This window comes from Brenneria salicis ATCC 15712 = DSM 30166, from assembly GCF_003315515.1.
Taxonomy (GTDB): domain Bacteria; phylum Pseudomonadota; class Gammaproteobacteria; order Enterobacterales; family Enterobacteriaceae; genus Brenneria; species Brenneria salicis.
On sequence record NZ_QNRY01000006.1, the window covers coordinates 90,954 to 114,132 of the forward strand.

Consider the following 23,179-nt stretch of genomic DNA (forward strand, 5'->3'; position numbering starts at 1 on the left):
TGAATCGTGTGGAAAGGTTAACGAGTAGGTTAGTCAGCGCCGCCGCCAGCGGCATCAGTTCGCCCCCGGTTGCTTACCTCCGTCAGCAGGTCGTCCATATCGGATGCCTTTTCCGTCAGCAAATCCAAATCCTTGGGGTGAAGTTGATAAAGCTGCTTCAGACTCAACGGGCCGGGGATATCCCCGATAGACGCAATCTGGCGGCGCAGCATTTCCAGCCCCATCATCACTTCGGAGCAATAGGCATGAGCTTTGCCGTTCTCGCCGATAACCACGCGCTCACTGGCGAGCTGGGAGTCAATCACATCCTTGGTATCCAGTTCGCGCAGATCTACAACCATATGCCGGGCTTCATCTGCCGTGCCTTTGCCTGTCACCAGACCATGAATCAGCGTTACCGTCATCTTTGCCATGCTTACACCTTCACGCACTTGGCGCCGATAAATGTGACTGAAATTTGCCCGTCAGACTCGGACAGTTCGCTGGGGTTTTCCGCCGCCGCGCCGGTCATCATGTAGCTCAGTCCGTTATCGCCTTCAAACATCACCGTCACTTCTTCCCAGCCGCTGATCTCGATCACGTCCATATCTTCCGCTGCCGCGATAGTAAGTTGCACAGACGGGTTAACACGCTTGCGGGACATGCCCCAGGTCTTACCCGCGCCGTTATGCGCAGTGCGGGCGTAGCCGCCAGGGTTCAGCGTTGACGTGCCTTTGGTCTTTATTTCCCGGCCATTCACGCGAATGGCTGCTTCGCCTAAAATCATGCTGCCCCCTTAGAGCTTGAACTGAATCAGACCAGCCAGAACCCGCAACTGGTTAACAATGTTCGGATGGATAATAAAATTTAGACGGTTGCGGTCTGCGGTATCACGCACCACGGATAGCGTTTCTTTGTAGTCGTCAAAATCCTCGACTAACCCGGCTGGCTCCAGTTCTGTAAGGAATATATCAATCAGCTCCTGCGTACACAGTTTGGGCGTCATGACCGGCTGACCGGGTTCCAGTACGTCCAGCACATCATCATCGGCGAGCTTGTGGCGGGGATAGCGATTAGTGAACCGGTTCTTGATGACGTAACGAATATGGCCCAGCGTTGCCGGGGACGTGATATCCAGATAGGACGTATCCGCATCGCCAAAGCTGTTCACGCGATAGGTCGTAATTTCCCGCTCGATGCAGACATTTCCGCCCGCATCGACGTAATGAGTCGCTACGCCATCGAACAGATGAAGATTGCGCTCGACCATATCCCAGCGCACTTCCTTTGCCGGGGCAAGAATGCCAGGCAAGGCCAGCGTCTGAAGCGGCCGCGCCGGGTCAATCGCCAGGTAATACGCCGCAATACCCGCGTAAGCGGCAGCCCACAAATAAGCGGGTTGCGGGGAAATGTTGGTTCCCATCGATGTGATCAGGAAGTCGTTACGATTGCCGCCCCAGGTGCCGGTGGCGGCATGAGTGCCACGAACGGCGGTGTAGGCGATGGCTTCAATCATCTTCAACGGCCCCCAGCGATTGAGCAATTCATCGCGCAGGGTGTTCAGGCTGGCCACATCGTTAAACGGGCAAACGATATGGTTAAACCACTCATCTCCCAGAGACGCAACCACCGCCGCAATATCCGGGGTGCCGGTGCCGCCGGTAAACGCCGTCGTCGTTACACTTAGCCCGGCCGGTGTCTGCTCGCCGACGTAGTAATTGACGCGCACGTCGAGGTCATTGGTCGTCTGGCCTTTCCATTTTGCCGTGAGCACCACCGTACCTGCTGCATCGGCTTTCACGGCGGCTGTGACCGGTAATGTCACCACCGCATTGACAGCGGACACAATCGCCGCCGCCACCGTTTCAGCGGTATCCGCCGCACTGACGCCGACCTGCACTGTTACGCCACACACTAACAGCGCCAGTGTACCGGCAGCGGTTGCCGGGCCGGTCACCACAATTTCAGCGCTGGCCGCGTTGCCTGCCGCCAGGTCTTCAATACCCATAGCCCAGGTTTCGGTATAGCTGTTGCCCTTGCGCAACGTCTTCAGCATTTCCGCCAGCATGGATCCGCGACCATATAGATTGTCGGCCGTGCTGTCGCTGGTGATGCGGTTCTGCGTCAACGGCGCGGCTGTGCCGGTAGCCAGTTGCTGGCCGATCACCAGAATCTTGTGTTGCTGCGCCGGGGCGCTGTCGAGCGCCATGGAATTATCGATTTCGATATAGACCAGCGGCACCCGGATATCATTGGGAATAGTGCCTAACGCCATGGTTATTTCTCCGCCTTGGTTGATTTGGTGGCCGGGACGGTGACGACGTCAGTGACTTCAAGGTCACCTTCGGCGATGCGCCGCAACCAGTAGGATGACAGCGGTAAATCTTCGCCGTCGTCTTTTAAGTAAGTGCCGGCCGGCTTACGTACTTTGACGCCGCCCTTGGGCTTAAGGTGTTTGGTCTTCATTGTTTTCCTGTCCTCTTACGGGGATCACGGCTTCAATTACAGGGACACCGCCGCGTGGCGTGGCTGTCATCCCCAGTCTGAGGAAATCAGGCAATTCGCTGATATCCGTTTCTTCATCCAGTTTGAATTCCTGACTCCACATCACCGCCCACATGGTCAGCCCCAGATTGTCGAGACTGCCGCTGTAGATGTTGTCCGCTGATATCGTGTCCGCTTTGCGCTCCGCGCCCATTTCCTTTGCTGCCAGTGGGCTGGCGATGCGCTTGACCAGCCTGGCGACCATAACTTCGGCACGCAGATCGCGGCCATAGCCCCAGTAATCGGTGGCCATCACATAAGCGCACCAGGTGACGGTGCCGATCACTCCGCCCGCCTGGTGATGAATGTCGCGGGCGCGCAAAGCGGCGATGCGGATGCTGCCGTTCTTGTCGGATAGGTGACGCTTGACCTCTTCAGGGGTATTGAACTGGCCTATATGACGCTCAACCACCGGCACCTGGTCGGGATTGTTCCCTTGTAGAACCGGCTGAAGCCAGGCAACAATCCGTTCAGCGGCGGATATTGTGCTGCCAAGTGTGACCAGGTTAGGGCGTTCACTCACGGCAATACCTCCTTCCAGAAGTCGCCAATAACGTGCAACAGCTCTTCGCTATTGCTGTTTGACAGCCCCAGCCATTCACGCTGGGGGATGTTCATCATGCGGCTATGCGCCTTCACGCTTTGCCATACCGGATGTTTGAGTACCCGGCCGAAAGCCTTCTTAATCAAGCGCTGATGCGCACTAATCGCAACGCTGCCGCTGTACCCGTCCTGATGGACGCCCGCATACCGCAACGGGGAGCCGACACGTACTTGGTTGCGTTCAACGATGGAGATCACGCTATCAAGCAGATCGCCATTGCCTTGCAACAGGCTCTGATTGCCGTGGCGGGTCTTGGCATAGCCTTCAGACCAGTCTTGCCATGCCGTACCGCCGGGCGATTCTTTCTCATCAGTGATGCGGCGGCGGGTCTGGGATTCAGCAACGGCACCGATGCTTTCCAGCAGTTCAGCCCGTAGGCTGCTATCGGCCAATTTCTCCATTGCCTGGCGGATCTGCGCGAGCTTTTCCGCCCCCATCACTTCGACCTGGATCCCCATTACAGGACGCCTTTCAGGTTGTTGCGGGTGAACAATCGCGGGTTTTCGCCGGTCATGAACACTTTGCCGCTTTCCCCCTCGGTAGGCTGTTCCAGCGTCGGCAGGCCGATATCGCGCTGACCGCTGGCGATTTCCTTCAGCGTTTTGATGGCATCTTCATAGCGCTTGCGCACCAGCTCGGTGGCCACGTTGTCGCGGTCAGCCAGCCAATAAAAAGCGATGGATACGGCCACCCGGTTCAGAATGCGGGGAACCGTGGTTTCCAGCGGCAGCTTGTACCGGCGCGACAGCAACGAATTAATTTCCTCGTCGGTGTCTTCCAGCGCTTGCGCAATTGCGGCTTCATCCAGTTCATTGGTTTCCCTGTTGATCGCCACGTTCCAGACATAAGAGCCATCGGCGACCAGCAAATCTTCACGGGTGGCGTAGTGCATCACTTATCCTCGGTCGCTGGTTCGTCGGTGGTTTGCACGACAGTAACGCGCAATTGCGGCTCACCCTTCAGCCGTTCTGCAACGGCACGGCTAATAAAGGGCTGAACCGGCGTACCATCGTCGGCAACGCTTTCGGCGTTATCGCTGTCCGGATCGTCACTGACGAACACATGCACGCCGTCGAACGGCCAGAAGCGGCCGCAACGATAGAAGCCTTCCTTTGATACAGCTTGCACCAACAGCACTTCTACCCCCATTACGTTGGCGGCGTCGGATGCTGACAGCACCGGATCAGCTACGGGGTCATTGCCTGTGACGACGATGGATTGCGAACCCACCGGGATGTAATGCCCTGGCAATACGATTGCCGGTTCATGTCCGTCACTGTTGCCTTCAGTAAGCGGTGCCACTTCCGGCGCTGGAACCGTGACAGTGCTATCCGTAGCCTTTTGCTGGCTCGCTGTTTTGTTTTTCGCTCCACTCATTTTCCATCCTCTTTAGCGTCTATTTATCGGGCGTTTAAACGCCCGATAAAATCAGGTTAATAGTGAATTGATTAAGCGGCTTAGCCGCCAGCGGCCACTGGGGTCGTGATGAACGGGCTGTTTACGATGTCAACATCCTTGTAGTAGATGTTGGAATCCCCGCCATCGATCAACTGCGCATCAATAACCTTTTTTGCTGCCGCCCGATTTTGGCGGCCCACAACCAGCGTGGTCGGGGTGATACCCAATGGTTCACCGTCATCGCGTTTCATCCCTTGGAGGATTTCCACGGCTTTTTCGTAGTTCGCTACCGTCAGCGGCGCTCGCGAACCTACGGCGGTCTGCCAGAAGCCATAGCCGACGTTGCTACGGCCATCAACCCCGTACAGGAATTCGTTATTCTTGAACGTGTGTTCGTTGTCGAGATCATCCAAAGACGTGAATTTAAATGGACGGCGGTTCTGGTACAGAATGGGTTTCAGAACCTGAGATTCATCAATCAGGAACCAGGGTTCTCCCGTATCTGTAGTGATATCGCCCACGACATTGCTGTAGGTGCCGCCCGCCATCGGATGGTCGGTATCAAAGAAATACTGGTCGTCAAAGCACTGCGTGGTGAACCCTTCGGACAGCAACTTGAATGCCAGCGTATCCGGGAAAATGCCGACTTTGCGACCGTACCCCTGAGCAATGATGCTGTATTGCCCAATCTGGTCGTCTTCAATGCTTTCCCGTTTTACACGAATTGAGCTTTCCCACGTTTTGTTGGAAATGGTGTAACCACGTTGGCTCAACACCGCGAGCTGACGTTCACCAATCCATTCCACAATTCCCGGCAGATCGGACAACCAGCCATAGGTATTAGATGCAGTGCTAGACGGGACTTCAGTGGCGATACGCAGGTATTGCGGCTTAACACCGGCAAGCCCTGCGGTATAGGCTGCGCTCAGCGAGGTGGTGAGCGCGTGTAAAACTTCTGCTGATGGAGTCGCCATTATTGCTGTTCCTCTTGTTTAGCTTTTGCTGCCAGGAACTGTTCTTTGCTGATGCCCATAGCGCGGCACGTCGCCAGCTCCACATCGGTCAGTTCCTGGTTGGTTTTGGCCGGATTCGGTTTTTTGGTCGGGTCGCCACTGGCAATCACAGGCGCAACTTTGACGAACTCGGTAAACTGCTTGCGGCCTTCTTCGCTGCGGCACGTCGCCAGATACATATCCTTGTTGGCCGGGGCCACTTTCCCTTCCTTGATCGCCAAATCCACCAGAGCTTCGGCTTCCTTATCAGCCTGCGCCTTCAGTTTGCCTTCGGCTTCAGTCGCTCGGTTCAACGCTAGTCGATGCGTCTCAACGGGAATGAACTTTGTCAAATCAGGATTTTCGGCACGGTTCAGCGCCACCTGTTCACTGGTTTTGATTTGCTGGATGGCTTTCACAGCGTCATCAACTGACGCGGTGGCAGACAGTCCCAGCACTGTCACAAGCTGGACAGGGATGGTCATATCGGTGTTCTCCGAGTTAAGAGCGGGAAAAGCCAGGTTTGGCTTGTTAGTGAGTCCGACGCTGGACAAGCGAGTCACCTGGCCATCGGCGGTAAAGAAAAAAGCGGGGCTGTAAAACAGGTATTTTTTGCCACGAATCAGGGCTTCGCCATCGGCCGTCCATTCAACGTGCGCCTCAATACTGCCGTCAGCACCAGAGCGCAAGGCATCAATCCAACCATATGCCGGGGCTTCATCACCCTTCGGGCCTTTCAGCTCTGTAGCGTGCTCAATATCAATCGGCAATTTCGGATAGCGGAAAGAAGACGCAATCACATCATCGGGATTGGTGGTCACCCAAACACGGCCATCACGGCCAGTGAATTGACCTGCGGGAATAACGGGAAGCCATTCCGGGAGTTTGTCGTTATCCAACTGCGGCAATTCAAAGCACAGAGCCAACAGTTCAAGCTGGGGATTCATCATGTCGTCCGTAATCAGGAATACTGACGGACAGTGTGCGTTGCGAGGGGAAGAAAGGCGGATTAACCGCCTTCACTCTAACTGGGGGGAGGAACCGCGTTTAAACCATGTTTAAAAACGCACAGAAACGTTTAACAAAATTTCCTTGCGCCATCGTATCACAGACGGCGATAACGTCACCACGGCGGTTTTATGAAGACTAACAGATAAGGTTATTGGTCGGCATCGAATGCCTGTTGTTTGACATTAAGCTGATGCTCAAGCGCAGTCCGGCGGCTGATGCCGGGGTTATAGTTCCAACCCGGATCAATGCCTTTGGGAATCAGTTCTTCTTCACCCGTTCGCTTGTTCAGCCATTTCACATTTTTAACCGGCGGTGCCTGGGTCTTCAGCGGCACCTTAGTACGCGTGACCTGGCCGGTTGGTTGGCCGTCTTCATAAACCGGTTCGGTTGACGTGACGCCATTCTTCACCATCTCGTCATACTCGTACTTGCTCACCTGGCGAACGCCGCATTTACAGCCCCAGCCGTTCGGCCCGGAATGCGTCAGCCAGAACGGATCATCAACGGGTAAACAGGTATTCGCCCATTTAAGATGATCAACACGATGCTCACGCGACGGCCCTAGTGTATACAGCAGATACGGCATGGCGCGTTTGGTTCGCTCGATGCGTTGCCACTGGCCAGCGGCGCGGGCGGTGCGCATATTGGTGTCGTAGATGGTACGCAGCCGCTGGTCGCTGCCGAGTTGCACCGTTTTGTTTTCACCCGTCAGCGGGTCAACCATCTCACGAACACCCCACCAACCTCTCTTCACCAGCTTAGGCTCTAATGCTTTCTGGAACTCCCGGAAGGTTTGGCCTTCTTCGAGTGCCTGGGTCAGCAGCTCTTTCACGTCGCTCAGCAAATCCAAGTTTGTCATCTTGGCGACGGTGAACGCGGAGCTATGCTCTTCGAGCCAGACGTCACGATAGTCAAAGCCTGGTTTCAGCTTTTTGGCTTTGAACCAGGCAAGGGACTCTTTGGGGATGATGTCGGGGATTTTATTAGACATGCTTTCTACCGTAATAATAGCCATGGACTTGAGCAAAATAAGTATGGTGTTTCACCGGCCAGTATTCGGGCCGATGGAAATCCAGCCGCTCACGGCGTACATATTTAGTTCGCATCGGCGGTATCCTTTATCGTCTCGCTAATCCAACTCAGCCCATCGACTTTTTTGAACTGCCGGATAAGGCTGGTTGAACTGGAAAAGCAAGGAGTACGGTAAGACTTAGATTCATGCAGCTTAGGATAGTATTTCTTAGCGGCCCGTTTACCGAATGCCTTCTCAATCTCTGCGACACGTTTGGGTGAGTAATAGCGTTGTTTCTTCTCGCACCAGAAAAGTTTGGTTATAGGGTTATAACTATCGAGGCTTTCAAAACCCCACCCCAGACAGATTTTTCCATCAAAATAAACAGATAAGACGGTACGGCTTTCACCGGAACGCTCACGGTGGACGGTAATCACCGTATCCTGGTACTTGAATTCAACACTAACGAAATAGCTCTGAAGCTCTTCGCCAATCTTCGCCCATTGGTCTTTTGTGATGGCGTTCACAAGCACCCCCAATGTCTATGGATATTTCGGGCTGTAGCGACAGGATCCTTATCCCACCATTCACCGGACATGTATTGATTCACTTGCTGACGTCCAGCAATAACGCCCATCACAACCCCTGGGCGTGCGTTTTTAAAAAATGCCCGCGCAAATTGATATTTATGATATATGCGGCAACGACGGGATTTAATCTTCTTAAACATCACTCACATCCCCCAATCCGCGCGCCTGGAAACAGAGCCGCGCCAGTTGATCAACAAATTCACCGGCGTCAAGGCTGTCTTGCAGCTCCGGCAACCGGGCAAGAAACGATTCATAGCTATCCACTTCATTTGCCAGCGCTAACACAGGATTAGTAAACGCTGTGCCGACGCGCTGCCAGTCGCCGATGGCGGCGGCGGTTAGCTGGTCGATATCGTCCGGGGGCGATGTGCGGTTGAGCGCGATTTGCTCCCGGTTCAGCGCAGGCAACATGGCATAACTGTTTGCGGCGGTACTAGCTGGTTGAAGGATTTCCGCGCCTTCTTCGGGTTCGGCCAGGCCGAACTTGTCGCGCAGCTCCGACATCTGCACTTTCATGCCCCGGTCAATCAGCGGAGCCAGCGACTCAACCAGCGCCTTCAGGTCTTCCGGTTCATTGATGCGTAAACAAACGCGCGGGTAATTTTCCTGTACGCCGTAGTTGAGCATGATGAACGGGCGGATAAGGAATTCGTTCAGCGTGTTCTCAAGCTGACGCGCATCCCATTTTGCAATGTCCATACGCACCTGATTATGTACGGTTGCCTGGCTCTGGCTGCTGCCGTCGTCCGTTGTCATGGTCTGGCCCAGCACTGCTTTACTGGTCTGCGCATCACACCATTCCGCCATACCCTCGAACAGATCGCCTCCGCCCTGGCGGCTGGCGGTTTCAACCATATCGACCAGCATGGAAGACGGGATCGCGCAACCCGCATCCGACGCCAGCGACGCGATAGCATTCAGCAGTGTCTTAATGTCTTCCGGGCTGGCGTTCGGGCCGTATTTACCGATGACAATCGGTAAGCCGAACTTCTCGCCGAATGCCCACCAGTCCCTAACGGTGAATGACTTCAGCATGTACATAACGGCGACCAGGCGAGCAAGGCCGTTACGCAACGGCAAGCCGGACTTCAGACGGGGCTGGTGAATGATGTACTTATACGCCGTCAGCGGTTCGCCATTGAACGGCTCCGCCTCGGTTAACACATGCACCTGGCGCAACGTATCGGCGTCCATTTTGAGGAAGCGCGGATCAACCCATGAATAGTCGCGCGGCATCCAGGGAACCGTTGACGTATCCCATAGGATTTCCGCTACCGCGATACCTTTCCCCAGGCCATCCAACAGGTCGAATAACAGTTCAGGGATTTGCGGCCGTTCCATCATGACGCGCACCGCATCAGCCAGTTTGACGTCGTTTTCATCATCGGATGCGGCTTCTACCGTTGGATGGAGACCGGCCACGGTCAGCTTGCGGGTACGTAGAACGCTGGAATAATGTAGGTCGCGCTCTTCCATCTCTTCCGCCAGGATAAAATAATCCAGCGCAGAGCCATCCGCTGCGTTACGCAATACTCCGGCCAGGCGCTGGGGGGTAAGTGTACTGGCGACGCTGATACCGGCATTAGCCCGACGCATACCGGTAGAATGGGCGCGGGTCTGTTCCTGCTGCAATTCCTCTTTGCTGACGTTTACCGACTCCCCGGTGTCCGGGTGGAGCAACTTACGGATTGCCCCGGTGACTTTATTTAACATTACAGAAGCCCTCGTTGATTTTTCAGCCCACGGGTGATCCGTATCTGGCGGCGCTCTTCACGTTCGTCCGGCCGTTCGGGTTTATTTAGTCGATGCAGCTCGTAGCGGCGGCAATCTTCTTTGCTGGCGAGGAACGCCAGGAAGATGGCATAAGCGCTATCACCATGCCGCTTATGCCCATCGCTCCCTTTATTCTCTTTGTCGTCAATGCCCGGAACACCGCGCAACACCACAATCTGGCCCAGGTCGTTAACCACATCCTCATGCTTCGGCACCACCAATTCATCGTCTTCGAACGCTGCTTTGAAGCGCGGCATGTTCTCCCGGTAGTGGGCGACGGACGGCATTACCACTTCCACTTCATTGCCGTAGCGTTCGGCGGCTTGCTCCGCCAGATAGTTACCATTGCCCCGGCCATCGAGCTTGATGCCATCACGACGTGGCAGACGGTCACAGATGAAGTAAAGCGCCTGTTCCTGCTGCTTGTAAGGTACGTTGGCCAACTCGACCAGGAACGGCACCGTGCGGGTGGTGTTCTCGTTGACGGTAATGGGCGCGAACACAGTGAGGTGACCGGATCGGGCAAAGTCCTCACCCAGCGCATGGCGCAGGGTGACAGGTAACTGGTTGAGCACCGGCAATACGGTTTGCTCTAGCCACTCCTGCATATCCAGTGCGCGGAAGGATTCGGGGAGGGCGTTGTATTCCGCCGTGCCGGTAAAGCGCAGCACGGGGCCAGTGCCACGCGCTGCCCGCTCCCGGATGGAGCGCGGTAAATAGGTGCCGCCGCCGTTTTTGGGAACGCAATAGTATTCTTCAAGGGCATCTTCCTGGGTGGCGGTATCGCGCAGCAAATCGGCTTTCCACTGGTCTTCCGCTTCCTGACTCCACACCAGACCTTTCACCTGGCAAATGCGCTTATACAGGCCATCGTTACACGCATCATCAAGCGTGATTGTATGAACGGAATAGCGTTTCTTCCCGGCAAGACTGTCCTGTATCAGCTCATTAAACAGGTTTTCAACGCCGTTGTGTGTGCTGATAAGCCGGACTTTCGCCCCCCACATCGTCAGCGCCAGCGCGGCTTTAAGCGCTTCGGCCAGACGTTCATGGAATGCGGCTTCATCAATGGTGACGTTACCCTGCATACCACGTAAGTTACTGGGTTTACTTGATAGCGCCTGAACTTTGAAACCGCTGGCAAAGTAAATGACAAAGGTCAGTATGTCTTTATCACCGTCCTTCAAGACTTCTTCACAAACGTCTTCAGCCGCCAGGTCATAGGCTTTGGCCCACATCGCCGCCGCGTCAATAAACTCACGGGCCATTTCTTTATTTGAGCCGACATAGAAATGGTTAGTGCCGCCCGCCGACTTTGCTTTAGCGGCGGTCAGTGACGCATCGGCGGCTTCCGCCCAGGTGATACCCGTCCGTCGCGACTTTTGCGCAATCTTGAGCGGCGACTCGTCGGCAATCCATCGGCGCTGATAACCGAGGAGGACTTCATTTTCATTGAAGTCCTCCCCGCCGATAATGCCGTTGGCAACGGCGTTTAAACTGGCTAGTAGCATCAGGCGATCCCCAATATTTGTTTCTTTATATCGGCGACTTTGTCCGCCGATAGCCCTGCTTGTGAGACGATTTTCTCCGTCTGCGCCGCCGCTTCTTCTGCAAACGCCTGGCGGATCTCTTTTTCGCGTTTATGGCTGGCCATCGCTGCGGATTCCAGGCGTTGAGCGACAAGCGCCAATTGTCCCAAGGCTTTTGGTTCAACGGCTTTCTTGCCTTCTTCTGACTCTTCGGCAAGGGTCATAGACGTCTCAAACGCCAGCGTCTTCACAAACTCCATCAACAATTTACCGACGTCGGTGGTCGGTGACGTTCCCAGCCGGGCAACCCACACATCTGCCATTTCCCGCGATGCGCGAATGCGCGAACCAATCTTTTCCATCCGGCTGGCGTAGCGGTTCAGGCCGGTGCGGCTAAGCTGCATATCGTCAGGTAGATTGTGCTCGTCAATCAGTTCGTTGATCGCCTCGCGGATCTGTTCTTGCGTGTACTGTTTATCTCGCAGCATCTGATGCAGGGCATCGCGGATAACGGGCGGCAACAAATCAATCTTGGAAGGACGGCCACGGGTCGGGCGTTCATCGGCCATAGTTACCCCCGCGCCCGTGGTTTTTTAACGCCCGGCACCACGGAAAGCCCGCGCGCCACATCGTCACCGCGCCCGGTGATTGCTGCAACGAAACACCCGGCGACGTCGTCAAGGTCGATAAGCCCTTGTTCGGACAGCCAGCTTAAATGAGTGCGCACCGCATCACGGGAAACGCGGTGGCCGTAGGCCAACAAGCAGGTTTGCAGCACCGATTCGTTGGCGCTATCGCCCGCATCAAGCAGTGAGCGCAAGATAACTAACCGCTGATCGCTATCAAGAATTTCACGCATGGCCATAGCCTCACTTTTCCTTTAACTCATTTTCCAGTAACAAATCGCTAATCCGTTGAACTTGCGCCAGCTTTGGGGCCAGTGCTTTCAAGTCACCCCGCAAGTTACTCATTTCCAACTGAAGCGCATGAAGCTCTTTTTGATTCGGCATTGATGCAATAACGGTTTCCATCGCTGATACCCGGTGGGTTAATGAATCCATCTCTTCGCGCTTGGCGTAGGTTTTCGCTAACAGGAACATCACCAGGTTTACGGCCGTCATCACCAGCGCCCAAATCATGCCCCAATACTCTTTAATGCTTTGCCACTCCACGCTGTGCCTCCCGCAATTCTCTGATTTCCTGACACGTCACACAGCAAACGGCATCGGGGGACGCGGCCAGCCGGTCGGCGGGAATATCATCCCCACAGTCATTACAAAAGCCGTATTCAATCGGCGCTTCTTTAATACGGTTTAAATGGGCATTTAACACCCGTTCCCGCTCATCAATTCCCAGCGAACTGGCGCGATCAAAATCATCCATTATTTAATCGATACCTTGTCTTTGCTGGATTTGCTGAAACGGGCAAAGCCGTCAAGCGTTCGGAATCCCAGATAGCCCAGCGCCGGGGTACATAGCATCAGCGCAATATCCCAATCCGGGGCGGGCATACTTATCGCATGACCAGCGGCGGAAGCGATGGCACCGGCTTGCTGCCCCAGCGTCATTAACAGCACATAGCCGATTGAGCTATACAGCGAGAGCCTCGCCATTTTCGGGCGGGTCTGGCGGACATATTCGTCTGTTGCGTTATCCCCGTTCCTGATGGTTTCCTGCTGTTCGTGCTGCGCGGCCTGCTGATCTGCCAACGTAGCTTTTTCCCGTTCAAGCTGGATTTGCTGCAACTGGACTTTCAGGGACTCAAGCTGAACCAGTTGCTCAGCGGGAAGATTAGCCAGAGCGTTCTCTAACACACGCTGTTGGTCTTGCGGGTTAACGGCGCTGTTAACACTTTCAACGATCCCGGCGACGGAATCGGCTGTTTTAGCTGCATCGCTGCCGAACCAGCCGCCGACGGTGCGCAGAACGGACGGGCCAGCTTTCAGCAAAACACCGGCGATAGATGAAATGGTTATCGGATCCATGGGACTCCCCACACTTTTGCCGTTCTATGTAAAACCAGGTAGGTAAAGCCTGCGACCAGGAAAAACAAGGAGCCGTATTCGATACCGACATAAGCTAGGCACAAAAGCCAGGCGACGCAGAATGTACCGCAACCGACAACGCCCAGCGCGATTTGATACATGAAGATGAACGGCTCTTTATCAGGCAAAAACGCCGGGTGGCCGCGATGATAGAAAAGGATGATTGAGCCAATAAAGCAAAGGGTGGTTATCAAACCGCCCGCTAGCCCGTAGAAGATGATGCCGCTCACCGCGACAGCAATCACTAATGCTGAACAGGCGGCCCAAAACCATTTGCTACTGAATATTTTGTTCACGTTCACGTTGTATTTCCTTGTAACGCTGGCATTGAAAAACAATGTCGCGCAGGTCTACAGAGTTCCAACCCTTCATGTAATAACTGGCATGGGTGCCGTCACAGCCCCGGTAATCCGTTGGCTCTGGTTTTGGGCCGTTGGCCATTCTGTGAAGCACCTCACGGGTGAGGCGATCACGACGGCCACGGCGCATAGAAGACTCCCAGCCCTTACCCATGGTTAGGCTCTCGATACAGACTCAGAGCCGCCGACAACTTCCCTGGCGGCGTTAGTGACGCTGTCGAGGCGGTTGAACCAGCCGTTAAGGTATTTACCCTGGGAGGTATTCGACTTGATGATGTCCGCGTAATAACGCGCACGGCGTAACAGATAGCGGGTCAGCAACCATTCCGGGTCGGCACTGATAACCGCCGCTGTGGTCTTCGGTCCGACAATGCCGTCAGCCGTTACGCCCGCCGCGTCTTGCAACAATTGCAGCGCCTTTTTTACGCCATGCTGCACGGCGGAATCAAAGACGATCAGGGAAATGCCATCCGGCCAGTCATTGCAGTACGCCGGATACCAGTAGTCGCGGTAATAAATCTGGCTGGCTTGTTCGAGGGTTAAATCTTTAATACGGACGTCGGGCTTTTTATCGCCGTCAATGTCCGTCATGCCGTCTGCGACACCGTCGCGCAGGTCGGAAACGCCGAACTTGGTTTCGCCGCCTTTATCAGTGGGGTCGTTGACATAGCCGCCTTCTTTGCCGAGCACAAAAGTAACGGCATGAGTAAAGGCGGGAGTGGGAATAAATTGGCTCACTGTTGCACCTCTGAGACACTCGCTGGATAAAAAAATCAGTAGTGTTCATAGTGCGGCAGGCATAAAAAAAGCCGGATTAACCGGCTTCATTGGAAATGGGATTTATTGAGAAATTAAATAGGTCTTTTCATAATCCCGCATGTAATTATGGGAGTGTTATCCTCTGTCTTTATTGAGCTATAAAACTCAAAACCATCTACTATATTAAAGGTTCCAACAGGTGATACTTTTGCAGCTGAAGATACAGTGTCAATAACCTTACTTTGTCCTTTCTTTCCTAGTTCACCACCAATCGCCGCACTTGATATCATGATACAAATCAAATTTGACTTAAGAACTAAATATTCAGAATTATATTTTACTGCGTCAAGAACCTGCATCACTTCAAGAAAATTAGTACCAACTGTAAAGATATTACCATCTTTTTTAGCAATCTTTATCTTTGCACCATTAGGACTTACATCGTCCTTCCATAGCTCATCATCCGTCATTTGAGATGAATTCAACTGGCGGATCATTTCATCTACCGACGTTAGATCTTTCGCAAACGCCATTGTCGGCAGTGTTGAACACAGTAATAATCCAAGAAGTATTTTCCGCATGTTATATCCTTAGAAAAGTGGCATCTGATGCTTGCGATGCTCAATCCTACGCATCCGTTTGATAGCTTTATACACCGTTTTATAGGTCACCTGGTAGCGTTCAACCAGTTCCGGCACATTGTGGCCGTCAAAATCTCGCCAAATTTTCATGTCCCGAACAAGGAATTCCAGCACCTGGCCACGCGGGAAATAGACTTGCATACCGCCGATCTGCTTGCTGATGGCAACCACCAGTTCCAGCGAGTAGCGCGGGTCACAGCCCAGCCGTTCCAGTTCAAGGCGCAGCAACGCATTCAGTTCAGCCAGCAATGCAGGGAAACGGGAACGTTCGCTATCATCATCAAGATGATCGAGGATGCTATCATCCTGTTTATCATCAAACATATCCAGATTATCCGCCATGATGCGCGCCTCCGTTACGTTCCAGCCACTCAATGCCGCCCGGAAGTTTCGAAACATCCTGGCCAAGGCTGTGCATATGCGATAAATAATCATCCCGGCTTTTCTCCTGGTCTATAACCCGGTTGTTTGCATCTTTCTCCCGCGCCGCCACATTGCTGCTCTGCGCAAACAACTGCTCAGACGTGCGATAAACCTCACGTAAATAACTGTGATTGCTGAGCGGCTTTCTATCCCCGTTATTGCGCTTGGCCCGAATCCGTTCAACGGTTTCGCTCAATGCATGCGTCAGAACGCGGCCGGGCTGGTGTTGCTCCAGCACTTCGTTAACCAGCTTTACCGCGCGGGAATTTGACAGATTCGACTTTTCCGGGCGGAACAAGCCGATATAGGCAACCATGGCTTTGGCCGCGCCGCCGGGTAATTTCGTTAATACGGTAAGCAGTTCCCGCGCCGCATCGTCTTCCATGATGGCATCAAGATGCAGGTCGGAATGGCAAACCGGGCAACGTGCAATTTTCATTTGCGGGCCTCATATGCATTGGCAATCACGTCGTAATCACGCGCTTCTTCACCATATTTGTTTAACGGGCGGGGGATCTGCTTTGCGGCCAGGTCTTTAAGCATCAGCCGGATATGCCATTGTTTGATGCTCTCAAGAACGCGATACGCCAATGAGTAACTTAACCAACTCAATTCCTCTACGCCCTGGCCGTTATTTAGCGCCGCAGTCATACGCTTTACATAAGCATTAAGCGCCGCGTCATCGCCATTTTTAACGAAACCGTGCCGATGCATGGTGATCCAGATGGCGCGGATTTTCGCTATTTCCGCCGTTTTAACTTTCGCTGGCGTCTTTTTAAAACTGCGTTTAAACCCTTTTTCACGCAGTGCGGAATAAACACTTTCTAATTCTTTGTGGTTCATTTCGCTGCAACTGGTTTTACCGTTGGCGATATTGGCTAATAATGTTCGGTAGGTTTCATCGTCAATTTTCAGCTTTCCTTTTGCGACGTGAATCAGCCTGATTAATTGCGGCTTATCCATAGTTCACCTCGTAATATATTGATTTTGGCGTAAGCCGATGCCGACGGGTTTACGCCATATAAATCAGAATGAAAGTATTTAGTTAATTAATCGGCCGGTTTCAGTGAAGACAACTTCACAAAAAAAGGAGCCAGACTAATTTCCACAATTGCCCCGGACTTTTCAAAATCCCGTGCGATATCTTTGGTTCTTACTACCTTGCCGCCCAAATAAGCCGGGCCGGTAAGATAGATAAAACGTGAACCGACAGAATATTTCCGGTTAAACTCTTTTGCGTTCATCATCACACCTTTGCAATATCGAGGCTGATTTGTTGATACTGGCCATCCTGTTTGCGCTCATAAATGCGCAGATACTGGCTGGTGCCGGATACCTGTATAGAGTCAGCGATAGCAGACATAGCGGATTGCCATTCTGGATCATCGATATCAATCTGGCGCAAGCTAAGCACCTGATTAACATCAATCCGACCTTGTTTGTTCACGCGGAAAGCATGGTTGATGATCGCTTTTATTTTAGGATCGGCATCGGCTCCCCAGCGAATAACCAAATCATCCAGAATCTTTTTTGCCGCCTGGATGCGCTCATCAAAGACGCGATGATCGCCAACGGCTCGGCGTACTTGATAACGGCCGTCAAAACTGCTCAACAGCACGTTCCCTTTGGCCCCGCCGTACTCTACACCGTACTCACTGGCAGACAGATCAACAAAGTCGGCGATTTCAGCCATCGACTCAATCTTGAATTCAGCCATTGCCTGGCGCTGTTCCTTCGCCTTATTAACGATATTAAGCACAACATCATCGCGCAGCTTATCGATAGGCTTGATTAATTCCTCCGGCACCAGATGGCCAAGGGAATTCATGCGGTAGCCTGCTGGTATAGTTTCTTTATTCATTTTTCACCGCCATTTTTATTTACGTTGGCCTGCTGATTGGCAAGTTTCTCTTCAAGATTCTTTGCATACTCACTGATGCCCTTAGCAGTCCATCCGCCAGCGATGGCATCTTGAGGTAAACCATCCAGAACCTGTTCTAACTGAGCAACACGCTGTAATGCGTCGTCCCTTTGTTTTTCAGCATCCCGAATGCGTTGGTTCAGTCCAGAAAGACCCTGCTTTAATGGAACGTTATCAATTAGATTTTCGGTACTAATTCCGTCGCAAGCATTGACGCAGGCGATAATGCGCCTGGCGTCCGCCTCTGCCCTCTTTTGATGAGACGGGTGATTTGACATCATACATACCGTCATTGAATCGCTGACGATATCCCAACCATACGCGCCTTTAGGCAGACGAATACGCCACGGCAGCGGTGAGTTTTCCAATCTTTTATTCATAATTAACCTCAGTTAAATAAAATAACTTCGTTTAAGTTGTCACAAGCACGTTCCAATGCATCACACGACTCTTCTATATCAAGAACGCCGTCACTGATATCAGCCATGAAAGCATCAACATCGGCTTGTTCGGCGGCGCAGATATCTTCTAAGTCGCCTTTAATCTTTTCTATCTTCTGAAATAAATCAGATAATTTCTTTTTCCTGTCCTTATTCATAGCGGCCTCAGTTCCAATACCGTGGCTTTTGATTAATCGGGATTTCGATTAGATTCTGTGTATTGGCATGATCAACACAAATATCGACTGCATGAGTATGAAACCCTTCCAGCAGTTCCTTATATTTGTGGATAAAATCATGAAATACTGAATCACCCTCAATATCGATACTTGTGGCCATACCATCCGGTGTGGAGGTGATAATCATATTCAATTTCATAACTTGCACTTGTTTATTAGCCATCCTAACTCCCATTGCATTTGTAAATTTGTTTCACTTGTTTAGAGAAACAGTGCAATTCGCTATACGCCGAATGCCTGTTATTAGATTCAGCCATGCCTGGAACCAATAGCACACCGCTATTTAACTTTCTGGCGTGGCTATTTACCGCCTTACGTAATTTGTTGGGTTCCCCCGCTAAAATTAAGGTTGCGTAATCGGGTAGATTATTTCCAAATTCAATAACACCACTTGCCCACGCATAGGCAATTAACACGTTGTCTATCTCCAATAGATAATGCAGTCCTGGATCGTCGCCGCCGAAACCACATGATAATGGTGCGCCTTGCGCATCAGGTCGGCATCGGGCGCAAACACTTCAACGATAGGGCGCGAACGGCTGACGTTGACATGCTTGACTTCAATATTGCGGCGTTGCAGCCAGCCGAGTGCATTAACCAATTTCGTTGGGTTGATCATGATGAAAACCCCTCTAAATCTTTAATGGCCTCACGAATATGGCCGTCGGATAACGGTTCGTTTTTACCGTGCGCAAACATCGCAGCCAGCCGCAACGTATGCGATATCGTTCTTAATGCGCCTGGCTTCTCTGATAACGCATGAATTAATTCACGTTCAGCGTTTTTATTTAAACCCCAGGCATCGGCTATCGCGTCAACATCCGCCTTTTTGGTTTTTAGAATGGAAACTTTTTTAGCGATACGGCTAAATAACCGGGCAAAATCCATATTGCGGCTATTACCGCCGGTTAATTTCCCGTAAACCTGATGATTTCCAACCAGCGCCAGGCCAACGCCGGTTTCTTCCTGCAAAATGCGTAGTTCCTCAAGAACGGAATAATCCAGGTGATCGGCTTCATCAATCAGCACAATGCCGTTGGTGCCACGCAGCTTCCGACGAATAGCACGGCCCAACTGACCAGAACGGCGCGGCGCATCGCCGATCCCCAACTCTCACGCCAGCTCATACAGGCATTCGCTCAGGCTGGAGCGCGACGGGGAAACGGTAATAAGCCAGACGTTTGGCCGTTCAATTGCGAACTGTTGCAGGGCGCGAGTTTTACCAACACCAGAATTACCGTAAATAACGGTGATGCACTGCGCAAGTTGTGCATATTGCAGCGCATTCCAGATTTGTTTCACCGTGCGGGTAGCGATAAAATCCGGGGCTATCGGCATTTCATTAGTGCGACGTGAACGGTTATCAAGCCAAACCGTTAGCTTATTAGCGAGTGAATTATTATCACCACGATAGCCATCATTAATAAACTGTGAAAGCTGGCCGCTGGATACACCAATTTCACGCGCTACCGCTGCATAGGTCACATTAGAGTTTTCAACGACATTACGAACAGTTGCACGAATATCGTTAATTTTTTCTTGCTGCTGGTCTAAATCAATTACGTTATTCATAATTTATCTCCGTTAAATCTGCTTATTTTGAAATACGCTATAGAATTCACTCACAGCATTGCCAAAGGCATCGTCTGATTCGTCATCAATATCCTCTTCAACAATATGCCGCCGCAGGGTATTTCCCGCAGGGCGCAGGATTTCAACAACCCGTGATTCAGGTGGAGCCGGTGGGACGGTATCGGGCATCAGCTCGGCCGCTTCCAGCGCCGACATACGACGGGCAGCGGTTGCGGCTTCTTTGGTACGTTTAACAAATTGTGTGCGGTTACGCTTATGCTCACGTGCCGCCTGAGTATCGCCAAAGCCGGTTTTCTCAATACAAGTCGCTTCACAGATAAAGCGACCATCCAACGTGTAACACAGCACACTTTGATGCAGGTTTTGCGGGTCGAAACGCACCACAACCTTGTTAGGTTTAAGCCCCAGTAAACGCTCGTTAAAGTACCGGTTTTTACGCGCCTGAACTTTGCCGCCCGCTTCCATCACAAACGTACCGGATTCACTGATGCGTACCGCTTCGGCAGGCAGCAGTAACAACCGGCGCTGCTCTGGGGTCGCCTTGCGAATAGCGGCTTGCTGATAGCTTTCTTCAAACGCCTGGTCGAACGACAACATCCCCCGGCACACTTCGGTTTTGCGGTTAGGACGGCGGTTCCAGAAGGCGATCCCCTCGGCCAATACCTTTAAAAAATCCTCAGCCTCGATAACCCGGTCACCGTAATTATCCGGCTTATCCATCGGGTTCGGGCCTGTATGGGCACCGGCTAACGCAGGGTGTTTATCTACCGTTTCCCCCAGGCCACCATGAGAGAATGCACGTTCAATAGGTTTCGCCTGGCCATGACCGCGCCCAAACATCACGCTCGTCCAATGCAGCTCGATGCCCAGCAAGGGAATGATGCCTTTCGGGTCATCTTCTTTAACTTTGAAGCGGTAACGGTTAGGAACGCCGCCGGTTGTCCACTTGTTTGCCGCCGCCATTGTGTTATCGATGGTCAGCTTGCGAGGAATGCCGTAGCGCTCAATCATGTCTGACAGAGACAGGCGGATCGAATCACTGTTTTCGCTGACGTCAGTACGCCAGGCCAATATCTTGCGGGTGCGGATATCCTGCCAAATCCATGTTTTTGGACGCAGAATTTCACCGTTAAACCAGCGCACGAACACGTTATGTTGATAGCCGTCGCCGTTCACCCATTCCATCGCGGCTAAGTCTTCGACAGTACGCTCTTGTGACGGGAACAAACGCATAGCGGCGTGTTCACCCTCGCGCAACAACACGCGCTGTTCTACGGGTATCTCACGTTCAAGTTTGCGACGAACGGATGACAGGCTGGGAATAGCCCAACCATTGGCGGCAGCGGCTTCCTCAAGACGAGCGTAAGCGGTTCTGAGCGCCGGACGTTCCGGCCGCAGGTAGTCAGCACAGAAGAAATCCCATGCGACGGGATCGCAATCGGCCTCCTTTTTACGGCGGGTTTCGAGACTCTTGCCGTACTGACCCAACAGCACAGCAGGCCAATCAGTTCGGTCATAGTTACGAGTGGCGTAATACCAGCGCCGGGCTGATGCAACGGACGTACTATGTGTCTCAGCAACAGCATTAAATGCAGTTACAACATCAACGTTGGTATCGACTAATGCAGAGATTGCCTGTACTGCTTCTGTCTTTTTCTTAGCAGATTGGCGCTGTTTCTCAGTTGCGGCATCCCAGTGATACCAGAGCGCTTCGCGACAATAGCTTTCTGTGAGAGATTTTCGTGGAACTTTGTATACAGCTCCAGCGATTTGAATTTCACCGCGTTGTTTTATAACAAAAGCACGAGCTTTCAATGGAAGGCTAGATATATGATATTCATATCCTTTACCCGATGAACGACTTCTCCTCTGCCATTTTTCAGTGTTAGCCTTGTAAAAAACTCCCTGTCGCGTATCAGGAAGATCAGGTAAACCAACACATTCTTTTACCGAAAGCCACATGTTGTATTCCTCCGTCTTGGCGCTTAATAACGGCTGGGCCATATTGATGCAGGATCTACACCAATCACTTGAGCAATCAAACGCTCACCTTTTGGCCAAGGACGAACCAATGCATTTCTTAAAGTGTCAGGCGCCAATCCTGCTTTTCTAGATATTTGGCGTAAATTCGTACCTTTCTTTGACAAAGCGGCCCGGATGTCAGCCGGGTGCCAATCTTGCTTGTTTACCGTCATTATGTGATCCTTTGCGGTTATGGCCGATAATCTTTGCCGTTTATCGGAGCGTGTAAATAAAGTATTTCGTAATATATGACGAATGTCAAGCTGCTCTCTTTACTTTGTTGCGAATCATATTTCGCCATTATTTTTCATGAGGCCGCGAATGACGGGTAGTAGAAAGGAATGCAAAGATGTTGACACGAATGCAAAAAAACTTGGCATTATTGATTCCACAATGACAAGTTTTGCAGACAGATTATGGGAGTCTATTGGCGATGAGTCCGTACTATCTTTCGCTAAACGTTCTGGCGTCTCGGAAGGTGTCGTAAGAAAGTACGTAAAAGGCGAGACTGAACCAACAGTCGGACGCCTCGTCGCAATGGCTAGAGCTGCCGGGGTATCTATTAATTGGTTAGCGACAGGTGAGGATTCTGAAAGCAAGGACGATTTAACAGGTATCGTAAAAAAAACAGACACCCCAATTGATATTGAATCTTTACGCAGATCCATTGAGTTATTGGATGAAGCTCTTATTGCCACAGGGAGAATCATGGATTCATCAAAAAAGGCTGAATTAATTTCTGCCATTTATGAATTAGAAGTAAACAACCAAAAAGACAAAAGAAGAGATGTTATATTAAAGCTATTCAAATCAATAGGATAGGTGAAAAATGACGCACAGCGATGATAAAGAAAAAATAATCCGTTTATTTAAAGAACACACAACACCAACCACTGGACAATCTAAAAACAATGTCCATGTTGTAGGTAATAAGAATTTTGTTATTAATGATAGTAAGGACGTTATATTAAACTTTAACTCACCGCAAAGAAGCATTAATAAAATAACCCCGACGGAAGAACATATAACATCGGCCCAAGCAAGAAAAATTCAAGAAATAGTGAAAAGTTTGGCTGAAAAAGAAACTGCATCGGGCATGAGCATTCAACGAGGTTTTGCTAAATGGTATGGTGTTCTTAAATCCCGGTATAGCGTTCCCAGTTATCACCTAATCCCGCGACATCTAAATAACTGCGCCTAATAGTAGATCACTGAAGGGAACTCAATCCGGTTTGAGCGATCTGATCAATCGCCAAATCAAAACAAATCACCAACCGGACTGAGTTATGCCGATCATAGCATTCA

The 23,179-nt window shown here is 51.7% G+C and carries 38 protein-coding genes; 2 read left to right on the top strand and 36 right to left on the bottom strand.

Features of this window, described 5'->3' with window-relative positions; genetic code table 11:
- Positions 1–29: 29 nt before the first annotated feature.
- The 36 genes from DES54_RS04890 to DES54_RS05065 all read right to left on the bottom strand — a co-directional run bounded on the left by DES54_RS04890 (position 30) and on the right by DES54_RS05065 (position 22,047).
- Entirely contained in the window at positions 30–413 is a 384-nt protein-coding gene (locus DES54_RS04890) for a phage tail assembly protein (RefSeq protein ID WP_113865479.1), read from the bottom strand.
- A gap of 2 nt (positions 414–415) precedes the next feature.
- Entirely contained in the window at positions 416–766 is a 351-nt protein-coding gene (locus tag DES54_RS04895) for a phage tail tube protein (RefSeq protein WP_095835522.1), read from the bottom strand.
- Positions 767–775: 9 nt separating this feature from the next.
- Positions 776–2,254 carry a phage tail sheath subtilisin-like domain-containing protein gene (locus DES54_RS04900; protein WP_113865480.1) on the bottom strand — a complete coding sequence of 493 codons (1,479 nt, stop codon included), beginning with the start codon at positions 2,252–2,254 and terminating at the stop codon, positions 776–778.
- Positions 2,255–2,256: 2 nt separating this feature from the next.
- Positions 2,257–2,445: a DUF2635 domain-containing protein gene (locus DES54_RS04905; protein WP_113865481.1), complete on the bottom strand. Its 189-nt coding sequence runs from the start codon at positions 2,443–2,445 to the stop codon at positions 2,257–2,259.
- A complete protein-coding gene (locus DES54_RS04910) occupies positions 2,426–3,046 on the bottom strand; it encodes a hypothetical protein (protein ID WP_113865482.1) in 621 nt (206 codons plus the stop codon). Before DES54_RS04910 ends, DES54_RS04905 begins: the two co-directional genes overlap by 20 nt.
- On the bottom strand, positions 3,043–3,585 hold the full coding sequence (locus DES54_RS04915) for a phage virion morphogenesis protein (protein WP_113865483.1): 543 nt from the start codon (positions 3,583–3,585) through the stop codon (positions 3,043–3,045). Before DES54_RS04915 ends, DES54_RS04910 begins: the two co-directional genes overlap by 4 nt.
- Positions 3,585–4,019 (bottom strand): gp436 family protein, encoded by a 435-nt coding sequence (locus tag DES54_RS04920; protein WP_211185864.1) that lies wholly within the window; start codon positions 4,017–4,019, stop codon positions 3,585–3,587. Before DES54_RS04920 ends, DES54_RS04915 begins: the two co-directional genes overlap by 1 nt.
- Positions 4,019–4,504: a hypothetical protein gene (locus DES54_RS04925; RefSeq protein WP_113865485.1), complete on the bottom strand. Its 486-nt coding sequence runs from the start codon at positions 4,502–4,504 to the stop codon at positions 4,019–4,021. The genes DES54_RS04920 and DES54_RS04925 overlap by 1 nt, the downstream gene beginning before the upstream one ends.
- Before the next feature lie 80 nt (positions 4,505–4,584).
- Positions 4,585–5,499, bottom strand: a complete 915-nt coding sequence (locus tag DES54_RS04930; RefSeq protein ID WP_113865486.1) for a Mu-like prophage major head subunit gpT family protein — start codon at positions 5,497–5,499, stop codon at positions 4,585–4,587.
- Entirely contained in the window at positions 5,499–6,464 is a 966-nt protein-coding gene (locus tag DES54_RS04935) for a phage protease (protein ID WP_240634933.1), read from the bottom strand. The genes DES54_RS04930 and DES54_RS04935 overlap by 1 nt, the downstream gene beginning before the upstream one ends.
- Positions 6,465–6,676: 212 nt before the next feature.
- Complete coding sequence (locus DES54_RS04940; RefSeq protein ID WP_113865488.1) at positions 6,677–7,519, bottom strand: phage head morphogenesis protein; 843 nt, start codon at positions 7,517–7,519, stop codon at positions 6,677–6,679.
- 104 nt (positions 7,520–7,623) lie between these two features.
- Positions 7,624–8,067 carry a hypothetical protein gene (locus DES54_RS04945; RefSeq protein ID WP_240634934.1) on the bottom strand — a complete coding sequence of 148 codons (444 nt, stop codon included), beginning with the start codon at positions 8,065–8,067 and terminating at the stop codon, positions 7,624–7,626.
- 195 nt (positions 8,068–8,262) lie between these two features.
- Entirely contained in the window at positions 8,263–9,843 is a 1,581-nt protein-coding gene (locus tag DES54_RS04955) for a DUF935 domain-containing protein (RefSeq protein ID WP_113865490.1), read from the bottom strand.
- A complete protein-coding gene (locus DES54_RS04960) occupies positions 9,843–11,414 on the bottom strand; it encodes a terminase large subunit domain-containing protein (RefSeq protein ID WP_113865491.1) in 1,572 nt (523 codons plus the stop codon). Before DES54_RS04960 ends, DES54_RS04955 begins: the two co-directional genes overlap by 1 nt.
- Positions 11,414–12,001 carry a DUF3486 family protein gene (locus DES54_RS04965; RefSeq protein ID WP_113865492.1) on the bottom strand — a complete coding sequence of 196 codons (588 nt, stop codon included), beginning with the start codon at positions 11,999–12,001 and terminating at the stop codon, positions 11,414–11,416. Before DES54_RS04965 ends, DES54_RS04960 begins: the two co-directional genes overlap by 1 nt.
- 2 nt (positions 12,002–12,003) lie before the next feature.
- On the bottom strand, positions 12,004–12,291 hold the full coding sequence (locus DES54_RS04970) for a VpaChn25_0724 family phage protein (protein WP_113865521.1): 288 nt from the start codon (positions 12,289–12,291) through the stop codon (positions 12,004–12,006).
- A 10-nt stretch (positions 12,292–12,301) separates the two neighbouring features.
- The gene (locus DES54_RS04975) at positions 12,302–12,604 is read right to left on the bottom strand and encodes a DUF2730 family protein (RefSeq protein WP_113865493.1); all 303 of its coding nucleotides are present in this window, start codon (positions 12,602–12,604) and stop codon (positions 12,302–12,304) included.
- On the bottom strand, positions 12,585–12,815 hold the full coding sequence (locus DES54_RS04980; RefSeq protein WP_211185867.1) for a TraR/DksA family transcriptional regulator: 231 nt from the start codon (positions 12,813–12,815) through the stop codon (positions 12,585–12,587). Before DES54_RS04980 ends, DES54_RS04975 begins: the two co-directional genes overlap by 20 nt.
- Entirely contained in the window at positions 12,815–13,417 is a 603-nt protein-coding gene (locus DES54_RS04985) for a hypothetical protein (protein ID WP_113865495.1), read from the bottom strand. Before DES54_RS04985 ends, DES54_RS04980 begins: the two co-directional genes overlap by 1 nt.
- A complete protein-coding gene (locus DES54_RS04990; protein ID WP_113865496.1) occupies positions 13,405–13,779 on the bottom strand; it encodes a hypothetical protein in 375 nt (124 codons plus the stop codon). Before DES54_RS04990 ends, DES54_RS04985 begins: the two co-directional genes overlap by 13 nt.
- Entirely contained in the window at positions 13,754–13,990 is a 237-nt protein-coding gene (locus DES54_RS04995) for a hypothetical protein (RefSeq protein WP_113865497.1), read from the bottom strand. The genes DES54_RS04990 and DES54_RS04995 overlap by 26 nt, the downstream gene beginning before the upstream one ends.
- 2 nt (positions 13,991–13,992) lie before the next feature.
- Entirely contained in the window at positions 13,993–14,574 is a 582-nt protein-coding gene (locus DES54_RS05000) for a glycoside hydrolase family 108 protein (protein WP_113865498.1), read from the bottom strand.
- Positions 14,575–14,687: 113 nt separating this feature from the next.
- Positions 14,688–15,176: a hypothetical protein gene (locus tag DES54_RS05005; RefSeq protein ID WP_113865499.1), complete on the bottom strand. Its 489-nt coding sequence runs from the start codon at positions 15,174–15,176 to the stop codon at positions 14,688–14,690.
- A 9-nt stretch (positions 15,177–15,185) separates the two neighbouring features.
- On the bottom strand, positions 15,186–15,578 hold the full coding sequence (locus DES54_RS05010) for a Mor transcription activator family protein (protein WP_113865500.1): 393 nt from the start codon (positions 15,576–15,578) through the stop codon (positions 15,186–15,188).
- Entirely contained in the window at positions 15,568–16,098 is a 531-nt protein-coding gene (locus DES54_RS05015; RefSeq protein ID WP_113865501.1) for an HI_1489 N-terminal domain-containing protein, read from the bottom strand. Before DES54_RS05015 ends, DES54_RS05010 begins: the two co-directional genes overlap by 11 nt.
- The gene (locus tag DES54_RS05020; RefSeq protein ID WP_113865502.1) at positions 16,095–16,622 is read right to left on the bottom strand and encodes a gp16 family protein; all 528 of its coding nucleotides are present in this window, start codon (positions 16,620–16,622) and stop codon (positions 16,095–16,097) included. The genes DES54_RS05015 and DES54_RS05020 overlap by 4 nt, the downstream gene beginning before the upstream one ends.
- Positions 16,623–16,708: 86 nt before the next feature.
- Positions 16,709–16,903 (bottom strand): hypothetical protein, encoded by a 195-nt coding sequence (locus DES54_RS05025; protein WP_113865503.1) that lies wholly within the window; start codon positions 16,901–16,903, stop codon positions 16,709–16,711.
- Positions 16,904–16,905: 2 nt separating this feature from the next.
- Positions 16,906–17,520 carry a DUF3164 family protein gene (locus DES54_RS05030; RefSeq protein ID WP_113865504.1) on the bottom strand — a complete coding sequence of 205 codons (615 nt, stop codon included), beginning with the start codon at positions 17,518–17,520 and terminating at the stop codon, positions 16,906–16,908.
- On the bottom strand, positions 17,517–17,960 hold the full coding sequence (locus DES54_RS05035; protein ID WP_113865505.1) for a hypothetical protein: 444 nt from the start codon (positions 17,958–17,960) through the stop codon (positions 17,517–17,519). Before DES54_RS05035 ends, DES54_RS05030 begins: the two co-directional genes overlap by 4 nt.
- 8 nt (positions 17,961–17,968) lie before the next feature.
- Entirely contained in the window at positions 17,969–18,178 is a 210-nt protein-coding gene (locus DES54_RS05040) for a hypothetical protein (protein WP_113865506.1), read from the bottom strand.
- Between the two features lie 7 nt (positions 18,179–18,185).
- Positions 18,186–18,422: a hypothetical protein gene (locus tag DES54_RS05045; protein ID WP_113865507.1), complete on the bottom strand. Its 237-nt coding sequence runs from the start codon at positions 18,420–18,422 to the stop codon at positions 18,186–18,188.
- 258 nt (positions 18,423–18,680) lie between these two features.
- Positions 18,681–18,878, bottom strand: coding sequence for a Kil protein family (locus DES54_RS05050; RefSeq protein ID WP_113865508.1), 198 nt, complete (start codon positions 18,876–18,878; stop codon positions 18,681–18,683).
- Positions 18,875–19,369: an AAA family ATPase gene (locus tag DES54_RS18840; RefSeq protein WP_240634935.1), complete on the bottom strand. Its 495-nt coding sequence runs from the start codon at positions 19,367–19,369 to the stop codon at positions 18,875–18,877. Before DES54_RS18840 ends, DES54_RS05050 begins: the two co-directional genes overlap by 4 nt.
- A gap of 3 nt (positions 19,370–19,372) precedes the next feature.
- A complete protein-coding gene (locus tag DES54_RS18845) occupies positions 19,373–19,831 on the bottom strand; it encodes a TniB family NTP-binding protein (RefSeq protein ID WP_240634936.1) in 459 nt (152 codons plus the stop codon).
- A gap of 12 nt (positions 19,832–19,843) precedes the next feature.
- Complete coding sequence (locus tag DES54_RS05060; RefSeq protein WP_113865509.1) at positions 19,844–21,814, bottom strand: transposase domain-containing protein; 1,971 nt, start codon at positions 21,812–21,814, stop codon at positions 19,844–19,846.
- A 23-nt stretch (positions 21,815–21,837) separates the two neighbouring features.
- Complete coding sequence (locus DES54_RS05065) at positions 21,838–22,047, bottom strand: helix-turn-helix domain-containing protein (protein ID WP_113865510.1); 210 nt, start codon at positions 22,045–22,047, stop codon at positions 21,838–21,840.
- Between the two features lie 148 nt (positions 22,048–22,195).
- On the opposite strand from DES54_RS05065, the gene DES54_RS05070 reads away from it, so the two are divergent.
- Together DES54_RS05070 and DES54_RS05075 are read left to right on the top strand one after the other, a co-directional pair.
- Positions 22,196–22,696: a helix-turn-helix domain-containing protein gene (locus DES54_RS05070; RefSeq protein ID WP_169050414.1), complete on the top strand. Its 501-nt coding sequence runs from the start codon at positions 22,196–22,198 to the stop codon at positions 22,694–22,696.
- A gap of 7 nt (positions 22,697–22,703) precedes the next feature.
- Complete coding sequence (locus DES54_RS05075; RefSeq protein WP_113865512.1) at positions 22,704–23,075, top strand: hypothetical protein; 372 nt, start codon at positions 22,704–22,706, stop codon at positions 23,073–23,075.
- Positions 23,076–23,179 lie beyond the last annotated feature (104 nt).

Bases quoted from the DNA above. Each gene is read 5' to 3' on its own strand.
- DES54_RS04890 (WP_113865479.1), bottom strand. From the start codon at position 413: ATGGCAAAGATGACGGTAACGCTGATTCATGGTCTGGTGACAGGCAAA.
- DES54_RS04895 (WP_095835522.1), bottom strand. From the start codon at position 766: ATGATTTTAGGCGAAGCAGCCATTCGCGTGAATGGCCGGGAAATAAAG.
- DES54_RS04900 (WP_113865480.1), bottom strand. From the start codon at position 2,254: ATGGCGTTAGGCACTATTCCCAATGATATCCGGGTGCCGCTGGTCTAT.
- DES54_RS04905 (WP_113865481.1), bottom strand. From the start codon at position 2,445: ATGAAGACCAAACACCTTAAGCCCAAGGGCGGCGTCAAAGTACGTAAG.
- DES54_RS04915 (WP_113865483.1), bottom strand. From the start codon at position 3,585: ATGGGGATCCAGGTCGAAGTGATGGGGGCGGAAAAGCTCGCGCAGATC.
- DES54_RS04920 (WP_211185864.1), bottom strand. From the start codon at position 4,019: ATGCACTACGCCACCCGTGAAGATTTGCTGGTCGCCGATGGCTCTTAT.
- DES54_RS04925 (WP_113865485.1), bottom strand. From the start codon at position 4,504: ATGAGTGGAGCGAAAAACAAAACAGCGAGCCAGCAAAAGGCTACGGAT.
- DES54_RS04930 (WP_113865486.1), bottom strand. From the start codon at position 5,499: ATGGCGACTCCATCAGCAGAAGTTTTACACGCGCTCACCACCTCGCTG.
- DES54_RS04935 (WP_240634933.1), bottom strand. From the start codon at position 6,464: ATGAATCCCCAGCTTGAACTGTTGGCTCTGTGCTTTGAATTGCCGCAG.
- DES54_RS04940 (WP_113865488.1), bottom strand. From the start codon at position 7,519: ATGTCTAATAAAATCCCCGACATCATCCCCAAAGAGTCCCTTGCCTGG.
- DES54_RS04955 (WP_113865490.1), bottom strand. From the start codon at position 9,843: ATGTTAAATAAAGTCACCGGGGCAATCCGTAAGTTGCTCCACCCGGAC.
- DES54_RS04960 (WP_113865491.1), bottom strand. From the start codon at position 11,414: ATGCTACTAGCCAGTTTAAACGCCGTTGCCAACGGCATTATCGGCGGG.
- DES54_RS04965 (WP_113865492.1), bottom strand. From the start codon at position 12,001: ATGGCCGATGAACGCCCGACCCGTGGCCGTCCTTCCAAGATTGATTTG.
- DES54_RS04970 (WP_113865521.1), bottom strand. From the start codon at position 12,291: ATGCGTGAAATTCTTGATAGCGATCAGCGGTTAGTTATCTTGCGCTCA.
- DES54_RS04980 (WP_211185867.1), bottom strand. From the start codon at position 12,815: ATGGATGATTTTGATCGCGCCAGTTCGCTGGGAATTGATGAGCGGGAA.
- DES54_RS04985 (WP_113865495.1), bottom strand. From the start codon at position 13,417: ATGGATCCGATAACCATTTCATCTATCGCCGGTGTTTTGCTGAAAGCT.
- DES54_RS04995 (WP_113865497.1), bottom strand. From the start codon at position 13,990: ATGGGTAAGGGCTGGGAGTCTTCTATGCGCCGTGGCCGTCGTGATCGC.
- DES54_RS05005 (WP_113865499.1), bottom strand. From the start codon at position 15,176: ATGCGGAAAATACTTCTTGGATTATTACTGTGTTCAACACTGCCGACA.
- DES54_RS05010 (WP_113865500.1), bottom strand. From the start codon at position 15,578: ATGGCGGATAATCTGGATATGTTTGATGATAAACAGGATGATAGCATC.
- DES54_RS05015 (WP_113865501.1), bottom strand. From the start codon at position 16,098: ATGAAAATTGCACGTTGCCCGGTTTGCCATTCCGACCTGCATCTTGAT.
- DES54_RS05020 (WP_113865502.1), bottom strand. From the start codon at position 16,622: ATGGATAAGCCGCAATTAATCAGGCTGATTCACGTCGCAAAAGGAAAG.
- DES54_RS05025 (WP_113865503.1), bottom strand. From the start codon at position 16,903: ATGAACGCAAAAGAGTTTAACCGGAAATATTCTGTCGGTTCACGTTTT.
- DES54_RS05030 (WP_113865504.1), bottom strand. From the start codon at position 17,520: ATGAATAAAGAAACTATACCAGCAGGCTACCGCATGAATTCCCTTGGC.
- DES54_RS05035 (WP_113865505.1), bottom strand. From the start codon at position 17,960: ATGAATAAAAGATTGGAAAACTCACCGCTGCCGTGGCGTATTCGTCTG.
- DES54_RS05040 (WP_113865506.1), bottom strand. From the start codon at position 18,178: ATGAATAAGGACAGGAAAAAGAAATTATCTGATTTATTTCAGAAGATA.
- DES54_RS05045 (WP_113865507.1), bottom strand. From the start codon at position 18,422: ATGGCTAATAAACAAGTGCAAGTTATGAAATTGAATATGATTATCACC.
- DES54_RS05050 (WP_113865508.1), bottom strand. From the start codon at position 18,878: ATGATCAACCCAACGAAATTGGTTAATGCACTCGGCTGGCTGCAACGC.
- DES54_RS18845 (WP_240634936.1), bottom strand. From the start codon at position 19,831: ATGAATAACGTAATTGATTTAGACCAGCAGCAAGAAAAAATTAACGAT.
- DES54_RS05060 (WP_113865509.1), bottom strand. From the start codon at position 21,814: ATGTGGCTTTCGGTAAAAGAATGTGTTGGTTTACCTGATCTTCCTGAT.
- DES54_RS05065 (WP_113865510.1), bottom strand. From the start codon at position 22,047: ATGACGGTAAACAAGCAAGATTGGCACCCGGCTGACATCCGGGCCGCT.
- DES54_RS05070 (WP_169050414.1), top strand. From the start codon at position 22,196: ATGACGGGTAGTAGAAAGGAATGCAAAGATGTTGACACGAATGCAAAA.
- DES54_RS05075 (WP_113865512.1), top strand. From the start codon at position 22,704: ATGACGCACAGCGATGATAAAGAAAAAATAATCCGTTTATTTAAAGAA.